Source organism: Fulvivirga maritima (genome assembly GCF_021389955.1).
GTDB classification, from domain to species: Bacteria; Bacteroidota; Bacteroidia; order Cytophagales; family Cyclobacteriaceae; genus Fulvivirga; species Fulvivirga maritima.
In genome coordinates this window covers 5,390,383-5,403,348 of record NZ_CP089980.1, presented here as the reverse complement: position 1 = coordinate 5,403,348, position 12,966 = coordinate 5,390,383, and the positions used below count along the sequence as shown (strand labels likewise).

The 12,966-nt window shown below is 39.6% G+C and carries 5 protein-coding genes; all 5 read left to right on the top strand.

The window, feature by feature from the left end:
- The first annotated feature begins 2 nt into the window (after positions 1–2).
- The 5 genes from LVD15_RS22730 (at position 3) to LVD15_RS22710 (ending at position 12,883) form a co-directional block, all read left to right on the top strand.
- Entirely contained in the window at positions 3–2,405 is a 2,403-nt protein-coding gene (locus tag LVD15_RS22730; protein WP_233777485.1) for an ABC transporter permease, read from the top strand.
- Positions 2,405–4,816: an ABC transporter permease gene (locus LVD15_RS22725; RefSeq protein ID WP_233777484.1), complete on the top strand. Its 2,412-nt coding sequence runs from the start codon at positions 2,405–2,407 to the stop codon at positions 4,814–4,816. The genes LVD15_RS22730 and LVD15_RS22725 overlap by 1 nt, the downstream gene beginning before the upstream one ends.
- Positions 4,817–4,823: 7 nt before the next feature.
- Positions 4,824–7,211, top strand: coding sequence for an ABC transporter permease (locus LVD15_RS22720; RefSeq protein ID WP_233777483.1), 2,388 nt, complete (start codon positions 4,824–4,826; stop codon positions 7,209–7,211).
- 2,797 nt (positions 7,212–10,008) lie between these two features.
- Positions 10,009–11,760, top strand: coding sequence for a rhamnogalacturonan lyase family protein (locus LVD15_RS22715; protein WP_233777482.1), 1,752 nt, complete (start codon positions 10,009–10,011; stop codon positions 11,758–11,760).
- Positions 11,741–12,883 carry an RICIN domain-containing protein gene (locus tag LVD15_RS22710; RefSeq protein WP_233777481.1) on the top strand — a complete coding sequence of 381 codons (1,143 nt, stop codon included), beginning with the start codon at positions 11,741–11,743 and terminating at the stop codon, positions 12,881–12,883. Before LVD15_RS22715 ends, LVD15_RS22710 begins: the two co-directional genes overlap by 20 nt.
- Positions 12,884–12,966: the final 83 nt, after the last annotated feature.

Sequence of the window (12,966 nt, the reverse complement as noted above, 5' to 3'; positions counted from 1 at the left end):
TTATGCTTGAGACTTATCTTAAAATAGCTTGGCGACAAATCATTAAAAATAAGTGGTTTTCATTTGTTTCATTTTTTGGCTTGAGCCTGAGCCTTTTGGCTTATTTTCTAATCAACCAGTATGTGTCTTATCATTATAGTTTTGACAACTTTCATCGAGATAAGGAAAGAGTCTACAGAGTAGGTCAAATTTGGCAGAAGGATGGCGTTGTTGAGTCTGATGGAGCGATGAACTGGCCTGCTGCTGGACCTGCTATGAAAGAGAGTATTCCTGAAATAGAGGAACAGGTACGGGTTAATGCCTATTATGGTAGAAGCATACTTCAGGTTGGGGAACTGCAGCTGCATCAGGATAAAACCTTTTTCACAGAAGCCTCTTTTTTAGATGTATTTAGCTATCCTCTTTTGGAAGGTGAGAAATCCTCTGTTTTCCATGACTTACATGATGTAGTAATTAGCAAATCAACAGCGCTTAAACTATTTGGGACTAAAGAAGCTCTATACCAAATAATTACACTTAAGGGAGACAGGACGGTACTGAATTTAGAGGTAAAAGCTGTAATAGATGTACCAGAAAACTCTCATTTTCGACCTGATATTTTGCTTAATTATGAACTCTTGGGAAAGGGTAGAGCTATCGACTGGGAGTGGACTAGTGATTACCTGTATATTAAACTAGATAAGCAGTCTTCAGTTCAAAGTGTTATCAATAAGTATGCTGAAGTAATTAAGCCCCATGAGCACTTTTGGAAAGATGAAGGCTATGATGTCCGATTTAACTTTGACAGGATTGATCATATTCATACAGGTATTGCCAGGGATTATGCGTTATCTCCTATAATAAACACTAACGAGCTAAATTTTCTATATATTCTTTCATGGGTCATTTTGGGAGTCTCATGGCTCAATTATATACATCTCTCCATAAACCGTTTAACAGAAAGGTCACGAGAAGTAGGGGTTAGAAAAATCTTGGGTTCGGGTAGATGGTCTTTCTATTTGCAATTTTTAACTGAAGGTTTCATTCATAATTTCATTGCCTTTTTGGTGGCTTTTACACTATTTCAGGCTTTAGGAATTCACATTTACAATTGGTTAGGAGTAAGTATACCACAGTTGTTGAATAATCAGGTGATAATCAATTCCTTCATAGTGCTATTACTAGGCACATTGCTTACTGGTATAATTCCAGCTTTAACTTTCAACTCAAGCAATTTAATGGAGACTTTGAAAGGTGGAGTGAATCGTTCTTACAAAAAATTCACCTTCAGAAATGTTATGATTGTCGTACAGTTTGCCGCAGCCATATGCTTGGTCATTCTCACGTGGATTGTTTACAGCCAGATCCAATACTTAAAACACCAAAAGTCAGGTTTTGATATTTCAAAAGTATTGGTGATAGAAAAGCCGGTAATTACTGATTCAACTTTTTTCAATAGGGTTGATCGATTTAAGCAAGAACTTGGGCGGCAAGCAGATATAAGGAAAGTAACATTTTCCTCTGAGGTGCCAGGCTCAAGGGTTAAAGACAATATTACCAGTATTCATAAACCAAAAGCTGACCCTTCTCATATCAACTCCAATTTTCTGCTTTGGGTGGATGATGATTTTCTATCTACATATAATCTGGAGCTAATAGCTGGTCGCAATTTCACCAAAGACGAAATTAAGAAGGGAAATTGTCTGATCATTAATGAAAGGGCACTTGCCAACCTGGGTTTTAATAGTGCAGAAGATGCTATAGGAGCACCTATGATCTGGGAAGGAGAAGATATTAAGGATATACATATTATCGGAGTTATTAAAGATTATAGACATGAGTCAGCTCAAAATGCCATTCTGCCTACCATATATGTGGGGTTCAATGTCTATGGTGGTTTCTTTTCAGTTAATCTACGATCTGCTAATAGGTCTTTGGTAATCAAGGAAATAAATGGTATTTACCAAAGTACTTTTGAAGAAACAGCGGATTACTTCTTTTTAGACGATCATTATAACCATCAGTATCAGTCTGATGAACAATTAGAATCCATTATTTCTTATTTTGGAATCATAGCTATTTGTCTTAGTTGTATCGGACTTTTGGCGCTGTCTTCTTACCACCTGAATTTAAGACTCAAAGAGATCAGCATAAGAAAATTGTTTGGTGCTTCCTTGCCGGAGCTGTTTCGCTTACTTACTTGGAATTTCATAAGATTGATCCTAATAGCGGGAGTCATAGCTGCACTGCTGTCTTATTATTTGGGGAACTACTGGCTGCAACGCTTCCCTGTAAAAATTGCATTAGGAGTATGGTTATTCATCATACCTGTGATTTTTCTTTCGCTGATTGGTCTTATGGCCATTTCTTATCAAACTATAAAAGTAGCTCTAATCAACCCTATTCATAACCTAAAAGAAGAGTAATGCTGCAAAATTTCATCAAAATCGCGTTAAGAAACATTAGAAAGAACCGTGCTTTTTCTTTGATCCACATCATTGGTCTTACAGTAGGGTTGGCCTCTACTTTATTATTGCTGATGTATGTGAGGTATGAATATAGTTTTGATAATTGGAATAAAAAGTCAGATAGCATTTATAGGCTTACTCATACCAGGTCTGTAAATGGAGAGGAATCTTATCAACGTGCTTCGGTTTTTCCTGAATTAGGCTTAGAGCTTCAGCGGGCATTTCCTGAGATAGAGAACACATGCAGACTGTTCAATATTGCATCAGAATATGAGCCTGTGTTCACTTATAACGAAGGTAGAGATAGCTTTTCCGAAAGTTCTGTTTTTACGGTTGATAGCTCTTTCTTGGAGGTTTTCGATTTAGAGGCCATAGCTGGAGATTTGCACTCTGCACTGAACCAACCTAATAAACTTATTATATCAGAATCACTGGCTCGGAAAATTTTCCACACAACTGATGTGGTGGGCGAGCAGTTAGAATGGCAAGGAATGTTTAATCCTAACTATGAAATAACAGCCGTTTTTAAAGATATTCCGCCTAACAGTCATCTACATTTTAATATGCTCATGAGTTGGGCTAAAGTTTATGGAGATAGGAGCCTTAAATCATGGGATGGCTTTTACACTTATATTTTAACTAATAAAAATGTTGATCCTGAAGCCCTGGAAGCTAAAGTCAATAACTTCTCTAAAGCCTACCTAGAAGACTACAACAAAGGCAAGAACCTGAGTTCAGAGATAGGTTTACAATCGCTAACAAAGATTCATCTTAATTCTAACCTTCGGGGAGAAACGGAAGCCAATGGTAATGGAAAAATAGTCAATGCGCTGCTAATCATCGCCATTGCTATTCTGATGATCGCTATATTTAACTACATCAACCTCTCAATCTCAAGTTCTCTTGAGCGGTCACGCGAGGTGGGCCTGCGTAAAGTCATTGGCTCTAGCCAGTATCAGCTCCGACTACAGTTTTTATTAGAATCATTCTGCATGGTGTTACTGGCTCATGTCTTAGCAGTTACTGCTATTCAACTGGGCGCACCTCTTTTCAACCTCTGGATGGGAAGTGCTATTAAAACTGATTGGTGGATGAACATTAGGTTTTATGCGTACCTCAGCTTAAGTACTATCGTAATCACCCTTTTAGCCGGATTTTATCCATCCTTAGTGCTTAGTCGTTTTGCACCTTCCAGGTTATTGAAAGAAGGAGGGAACAGAAATAAAAAGTATTCCTTCCGATCTGTATTGATGACTTTTCAGTTTGGTATAGCTATGCTGTTATGTGCTATGGCCCTTTTGGTGTACTCGCAGATCAATTACATAGTTGATCTGAGCAAAGATTTTAACCAAAACGTATTGGTAGTCAAGTCCTATGAAACAGTACAGGAGAACATGGATACTACTTACCTCGATAAATTTCATCTGTTAGGTAAGGAACTATCTGATTATCCGAGTATAGAGGCGGTAACTATCAGTTCTAATATTCCTGGTCAGGATTACAGTTGGGTAGGACAAATAGATATTGGCAATGATACCAGAATAAGTGCAGCCCGCACCATGATTGATGAAAATTTCGCTCAAGTGTATGGCATAAAACTGCTGGCTGGTAGGTTTTATAACGCGGCAGATGAATTGCATCCTCTAAATCAGCTGGTTGTTAATAGGAAGATGGCCGCTGATATGGGCTATCAGGACATAGAAAAGGCTATTGGAAGGAAACTAAGTCTGTTCGGCACAGAGGTCATTATCATAGGAATTTTGGAAGACTTTCATATGGTTTCTCCGAGAAGTGAAATAGAAGCCACCATGTATACACTCGTTCATGGACATAAGGCATTCTTGTCCGTAGCCTTCCGGCAAGGTAATTACAAAGAGGCCATTGAAGCTGCCAGAATAGAGTGGGAAGCGCTATTTCCTGATAAGCCTTTTGAATATTTCTTCATAGATGATCATATGATGATGCAGTTTAAAGCAGATCGCCTCCTGTTACAGGCTTTAATGGGTTTTTCCATATTGGCAATATTTTTGGCTTGCCTGGGACTAATGGGGCTAGCTAACTATAATGCTAACCTAAGGATGAAGGAGCTAAGTATAAGAAAAGTGCTGGGAGCTACTGCCGTTGATCTTGGCAAAATACTTACTCAGAAATACGTTTTATTAGTGCTGGTGAGCTCGATAATAAGTTTACCATTATTTCACTACATTTCAGAGATTTGGCTTCAGCAGTATGCAGCAAAAATATCCATTGGAGTAGTTTATTATTTGATGCCTCTCATGGTGATTTTGGCAGTAGCCATTATTACTACGCTTTCTCAGATAATCAGAAGTATTTGCGTGAATCCTGTAAAATATTTAAAATCTGAATAGTGCCGATATGTTGAAGAACTACCTCATAATCGCCTTTAGGCAATTGCTTAAGCATAAAACGCTCGGTGTTTTATACATTATGTGTCTTGGGGTAGGGGTTTCGGCAGCTATCATGCTTTATAAGTATTGTGATTATGAAAGTAATTACGATAAATACCTGGATCATTCTGGTCAATTGTTCCGAGTAAATATGGTGAACCCTAATAGTGATGAACAGAATTCAGCTCGTACATCTCCTGCTGTAGCTAAAGCGCTGGTAGATAATTTTCCTATGGTAAAGGATTTTTCAAGGGTAGTGCTGTTTGGGGATGCCAGTGTTATAACCAATCAAAAAAGTGTAAAGGAATCAGATATTTTATTAGTTGAAAAGAGACATTTTGATTTGTTTTCATACCAATTTAAACCAGGCAGTAGGTTAGAGGGATTTGATGTGCCTGGAACCATGGTTATCTCAGAGCGATTAGCTCAAAAGCTTTTTGGTGAAGCAGATCCTGTAGGTCTAAATGTTAAGATTAATAGCCCTAACCTGGGAGGTAGTCAGGAGTTTGAAATCAAAGGAGTCTATGAAAATATTCGAAAAGACAGTCATTTGAAGCCAGAGCTGTTGGTTTCATTTGCTACAGTAAAACAGCATTTGGGAGCAGATATTGAAAGTAATTGGCATTGGAATAACCTCTTTACCTATATTTTGGTCAATGAAAAGGCCTTTATTGATGATCTGGAAATTCAGTTTAATCATTATGTGGAGGATTTACCTACTCAGGCTGAAGGGCAGTATGAATTTCAAAATATAACAGATATTCATAATGATCCGTCTGTTTTTTCTGAGTTTGATGTACCTGTTAATGCAGAGACACTGAACTATCTGCTGATGCTGGCATTTTTGATATTGGTAATTACCTACATCAACGTTATTAACCTATATGCTTCTATCGCCGGTAAAAGAATGAAAGAGGTAGGAGTGAGGAAGTCTTCTGGAGCAGGCAGAGAACAATTGTTTTGGCAATTTATGATTGAATCATTCTTTATAAATCTGGCCGGAATAGTGGTAGCCATAACCATAATACAAACTATATTGCCGGCATTTGAGTCTTATTTTAATATTCATGGCTCACTTAATATTCAATCGATTAGTGATTATATCCCTGAATTATGTGTATTGCTTTTAGCAGGAACTTGTTTTACAGGATTTTACCCGGCATTGGTAATGTCTGCATGGCAGCCTCAGCTAGTATTGAAAGGTGGAGGTCAGGTAAAAATAGGAGGGATACGGCTGAGAAGTGTTTTTTTATTGATTCAGTTTGTGGTATCCATTTTCCTTATAGCCGGAACGCTCACGGTAAGTAGACAAATAGACTATATTCTTTACTATGATATTGGCTTGGATGCCAGTAATAAGCTAGTAATCAGGCAACCCAATATTGATGATGCTAAGCAGTCATTACCGTTAGTAAAATCACTATTCAGGCAATTACCTGATGTCACTGGAATAACCGCTGCTGATGCCGTGCCTGGCATGGAGATTTATTGGAGATCAAATGATTATAGTCGTGATCAGGGAAAATCATCTGACCATTCTTTTAATTATCTTAATGTAGAGTCCCATTTCTTTGAAGTGTTTGATATGCCTATATTGAATGGCGTAGGCTTTCAAGCAGAAACGGGCAACAATGGAACCATAATTATAAACCAAACCGCAGTTGAGGCCTTGGGCTTTCAGAATTCTGAAGAGGCTATTGGAAAAGTGATTTATGCTAATGATAACGGGTTGACTATACGTGGAGTAGTCAAGGATTTTTACCAACAAGGATTAAAGAGTGATATAAAACCTACCATTTATAATTATGCAGCAGGTAACATGAACTATTATATTGTTCAGTTTAAATCATCAGAAACTCGGCAGTTGGTGGCACAGCTACAGGAGCAATGGAATAAATCCTTTTCTGATTCGCCATTTGATTACTTTTTTCTGGATGAATTCTTTAATAAACAGTATGGTAGTGATCTCCGATTCCAGAAATTCTTTTCTGTACTTTGCCTAATCTCTATACTTGTTTCAATCATTGGATTATTAGGAATTATCTTGCAGCATCTTCAACTAAAGGAAAAGCAGATAGGAATAAGGAAAATCCTTGGTGCAGGCTTGCGACATATCATGTTTCATTTGAGTAAGGGCTATCTTAAAATATTTGTAGTAGCATATGTTGCTGCCATAATATTGGCTTATGTTATCATGGAATTATGGCTCTCAGATTTTGCAGATAAAGTTGAATTAGGTCTGTCTTTTTTCGTACTTCCACTGATCATTTTTTTCTTTATAGTAGGCAGTGTACTGATGAAACAAATAATTGCCGCTATTAACAAGCCGGTAATTGATAGTTTACGGAGCGAATAGTGATTGAGGCCTGACTGTATCCATCTAATGCTACAATGTCAATATTAGTCTGGCGCAAATATTCTCTTGTGCCTTTAAGGCAAAATCCCGGTTTAGTCCTTTCCGGATCTTACATTTCTTTCTAACGCACCAATAGAATTGACATAACCTACTCCTTAAAATCCAGGGTAATCTCAATGGCAGGAGAGATCTATTTATTGGTTTAAGGAAAGCTTTTCATACATCTGTTTGCTTGTATAATCCACTGCCTACATTCCATAGCAGAGGTTCTTTACTTTTTTACAATCGATCAAAAAAGTAACAAAAAACTCTTTCTTGCTGTGAGGTCTTCCGCTCACTGAAGCATTTCATAGTCATGAACTGCCACTAAGGACTTGAGAAAAGCCTGCTTTTCAATATTATTTCATCTCACGATGGTACAGCAAGATTTCGCACTTATCATTAACAATTGGTAATTGCGAATGCAGCGAAGCGTAATGAAGCAATCTCGAAGTTACTTATGCTGCCCAAAGCAGACTGTTTTCCATAGCTTCAGGATTACTTCGTCATATCTTCCTCGTAATTACCCGAAAAGAAAAAAGACGTCATTCCTGAATCATGAAGCATAGCGGAATGATATCAGGAATCTCACTGATCAGACTGAGTTACCTGAGCAGTGAGATCCCTGCTCTTCACTTCGTTTCGGCAGGGATGACGGTAATGATGATAGTGGTTCTTGCGAATGCAGCGAAGCGTAATGAAGCAATCTCGAAGTTACTTATGCTGCCCAAAGCAGACTGTTTTCCATAGCTTCAGGATTACTTCGTCATATCTTCCTCGTAATTACCAGGTAGGGAAGGTGTTGCTCCCCACCCACAAAGTCACACTGAGCCCCGTCGAAGTGTAGACGATCGGTACTGATTCATGATCTAGTTAAATTTTACCTGTTCCCTCATACTGCCCTTTCCGGATCTTACATTTCTTTCAAACTCACCAATAGAATTGACATAACCTACTCCTTAAAACCCGAGGTCATCTCGACGGCAGGAGAGATCTATGTATTCATCTAGCATGGACTTTTCAAACATCTGCTGGCTTTAAGAATCCACTGTCTACTTTCCAAAGCTGAGGTTTCTTACTTTTTTACAATCGATCAAAAAAGTAACAAAAAACTCTTTCTTGCTGTGAGGTCTTCCGCTCCCTTAAGCATTTCATAGTCATGAACTGCCACTAAGGACTTGAGAAAAGGCTGCTTTTCATACCTCTTTCACCTCACGACGGTGCAGCAAGATGAAACCACAGCCGAGTCACACTGAGCCCCGTCGAAGTGTAGACGATCGGTACTGATTCATGATCTAGTTAAATCTTACCTGTTCCCTCATACTGCCCTTTTAGAACTAATATTTGATTTAAAGTCACAAATAGAACTGACATAACCTACTCCCTAAAATCCAGGGGCATCTCGACGGCAGGAGAGATCTATGTATTCATCTAGCATGGACTTTTCAAACATCTGCTGGCTTGGTTAATCCACTATCTACATTTCATAGCTGAGGTTTCTTACTTTTTTGCAATCGATCAAAAAAGTAACAAAAAACTCTTTCTTGCTGTGAGGTCTTCCGCTCACTGAAGCATTTCATATAAATGAACTGCCACTAAGGACTTGAGAAAAGCCTGTTTTTCAAACCTCTTTCACCTCACGACGGTACAGCAAGATGAAACCACAGCCGAGTCACACTGAGCCCCGTCGAAGTGTAGACGATCGGTACTGATTCATGATCTAGGTAAATTTTACCTGTTCCCTCATACTGACCTTTTAGAACTAATATTTGATTTAAACTCACCAATAGAATTGACATAACCTACTCCTTAAAACCCGAGGTCATCTCGACGGCAGGAGAGATCCATGTATTCATCTAGCATGGACTTTTCAAACATCTGCTGGCTTTAAGAATCCACTGTCTACATTTCATAGCGGAGGTTCTTTACTTTTTTACAATCGATCAAAAAAGTAACAAAAATCTCTTTCTTGCTGTGAGGTCTTCCGCTCACTGAAGCATTTCATATAAATGAACTGCCACTAAGGACTTGAGAAAAGCCTGCTTTTCAATATTATTTCATCTCACGACGGTACAGCAAGATGAAACCACAGCCGAGTCACACTGAGCCCCGTCGAAGTGTAGACGATCGGTGCGGATTCTTTATTTATTACATCTCAACTATCTGGACCTTTTCATATTACGTGCTATCTGACTATATTTTTATACTCATGTCATTGGTATGATAGGATAAATCCATTTACTATGAAAGAAATTCTGATACGTTAACTATACTTAAAACACAGAGAAGGTCAGAGCAGTCATTTTTAAGCCAGTACGCTTTTGGTTATCAGTGGGTTAGACGTTATTGCTTCAAGTCTTGATCCCAACCCTCGCTCAAAAAACAGTAATCCATGCACATGATAAATCACAGCGTATCGGGTGTTATTCATGAATTATTTCAACGTTTACTTATTTATTCACAAATAAATTCCTTTATTTTATCCATCGTTTTGATTCAAAGCTGAGCTGATTACTCGATTTTTTGAGCGGAATATATGAAGTAAACAGGTGGTTTTTACTTCTACTTTTTATTAGCAGAATAAAATGAGCTTTCACTAATTAATTGCGCACGCTGGATACGTAATGTTCATGGCCGCACATCTTAATGGGACCGAGTTACATTGATAGTAGTATCCCGTAGTCTGGATAAAAGATCGTGAGGAGGCAACATGTTTCAAAATGATTTTAATATTAGTTCAACCTAATTACCTAATCTTATGAAGTTTAAACTATTTAACTTTATGGTATTGCTATGGCTATTCATAAGCAATATAAACCCTATCCATGCACAACGTTACATGGAGAATTTGAATCGCGGCACAGTAGCCGTGCGCACTTCTAGTAACCAGGTATTGGTCAATTGGCGGATTCTGGGAGATGAATATGCCCAGGGCGCTACTTACAATCTCTATCGGGGCTCAAGCCTGATTGCATCTAACCTTAATGTTTCTAATTATGTAGATGCTACTAACAGCAATGCCAGCTACCGCGTAGCAGCGGTAATCAATGGTGCAGAGCAAGGACTTTCTGAGGCCGTGAGTACGCTTACTAATCAGTATTTTACCATCCCTGTTCGGCCTATTAATGGCAGTTATGCCGCCTATAACATTAATGATGCTTCGGTTGGAGATCTGGATGGTGATGGTGACTATGAAATTGTTATCAAACGACTGTCTAATGATGCTACGCCTTCAGCTACTACCTATCATTATCTGGAAGCCTATGAAATGGATGGCACTTTTCTTTGGGCTATTAATTTAGGGCCCAATATTGCTAATCCGGTGGAGGTAAACTTTCTGGTGTATGATTTTGATAATGACGGAAAGGCGGAGATTGCCACTCGCACCTCAGACGGAATGATTGATGGCGTGGGCACCAATATTGGAGACCGCGATGGTGATGGGCAGACAAGTTATCGCTCTACCATGGCTTTTAATTCGAGTTATTATCGGGTTGATGGGCCTGACTATATTTCTATTTTCGATGGCGAAACAGGACGAGAAATAGCTTGGGACTGGTATATTGATCGTGAACCTATGGTGCAATGGGGGCTGCCCGGCATGAACGATTCTCAGCTGGGGCATAGGGCTACCAAGTGCATGTGGGCTGTTGCTTATCTGGATGGTGTAAATCCTAGTATTGTGATTAGCCGTGGCATTTACCATAGAACTAAATTAGAAGCCTGGGATTTTAATAATGGTTCTCTTTCTCAAAGGTGGGCCTGGGACAGTAACCCTAATGGTTCTGCCACTGCTTACACCGGACAGGGGTTCCATAACCTTGCCGCTGGTGATATTGATGGTGATGGCCGAGATGAAATTATCTATGGCTCAATGGCCGTAAGCGAAAATGGTCAAGGCCTTTATTCAACACAGCACGGTCATGGAGATGCCGGTCATTTGGCTGATATCAATCCGAATATACCGGGATTAGAGTTTTTTAGTTGTCTGGAAGGCGCCAATGGTTCTTCTGTGCCAGGTCTATCGCTGAGGAATGCTGCTAACGGCAATATTCAGTGGTCTTTAGCCGCTACTGGCGACATTGGCCGTTGTATGGCGGCTGATATTGATGAAAACCATTATGGTATGGAGATTTGGGGATCAGAAGGTTCTGGTGTCTATAGCAGTACAGGTACCCGCATTTCTACCAATCAACCGACTTCGGCTGGTGGTGGACGTACCTACAACTTTGGCGTTTGGTGGGATGGCGATGTGCAAAGAGAATTGCTAGACCGAATGGTGATCACCAAGTGGAATGCTGCCAATCAAGGAACCGACAGAGTGGCTACACTTTATAATATGACCAGCATTAGCGATAATAATGGCTCAAAGTCTAACCCTTGCCTGATGGCCGATATTTTAGGTGACTGGCGTGAAGAGGTGATTTACCGAAGTGGAGACAATACTCACTTAGTGGTTTTTTGTAACGCCACACAGTACGTCTCAAAGAATGTATACCTTAATGCATGACCCTAACTACCGATTAGCAGTGGCCTGGCAAAACAACTCTTACAACCAGCCGCCCAACCTGGGGTTTTACTTTGGAGGAGGCATGGCTACACCACCTAATCCCAATATTGTAATGGTTGGCAATACCAATAAAACCATGTCACTTAGCGCCAGTGGAGGAAATGGAGAAGTGAACCTCAACTGGGCGTCTAATTTTGTTCCGTCTAGTAGTATTCAGGTAATGCGAGATACAGACCCTGACCCTGCAGGTAGAACCAGAGTGGGCATAGTGTGGGGAGACAATTCGTATACTGATACCAATGTGAGCAATGGTACTACCTATTATTATTGGTTGAAAACTTACGATGAGTCCGGTAATGAGATTACTGTAGGGCCGCAATCAGCCACGCCGGCTGCAGGAAATGTAGCCAATGGTACTTATGCCATTATTTCAAAAAGTAGTGGAAAGGCCATGGAAGTATATGATTGGTCTACTGCTGCCGGAGGCAATATATCACAATGGGAATACTGGGAAGGCGCCAGTCAGTTTTTTAACCTTACCAGGCAAAGTGATGGGTATTATACCATAGTATCAGATTATAGCGGCCTGAGTGTTGAAATTGTTGATGCCTCAAACGAAAATGGTGGCAACCTACAGCAGTGGTACAATAACGGACACGACTGCCAGTCTTTTGAATTTCAATTAATGAGTGATGGTTATTACAAAATCATCAATAAAAATAGCGGCCTGTGTATTGATTTGTCTGGCTCAGATGCAGAAAATGGAGCCAATATAGCACAATGGAGCTGTCATGATAATGATAATCAACGTTGGGAATTGATTCCTGTGAGTTCTAACCAAAGTGCAAGAACGGCTGCCTCAATAGAAGATAGTGAGGTGGTAGGACCGGATTTTATGCTTTATCCGAACCCGTCAAACAGCGGAAATTTTGTGGTTCAGGCACGAGATGCTAATCATAAAATTCAATCCGTTAAAGTGTATAACATGTTGGGCAAACTGGCCTATAGTATCCAGGCAAATGATGATCGCCTATCAGTAAGCACCCAATTACCGCCGGGCAACTACATTGTAGAAATCAACGATGGAAGCTCTAGTATTAACCAAAAACTCATAGTGAAATAGATCCATTTCGATAAATACGATGTGCTGCACATAATTGACAGTACTATAAATGAAACAAAGCCGGAGAGTTACTTCCGGCTTTG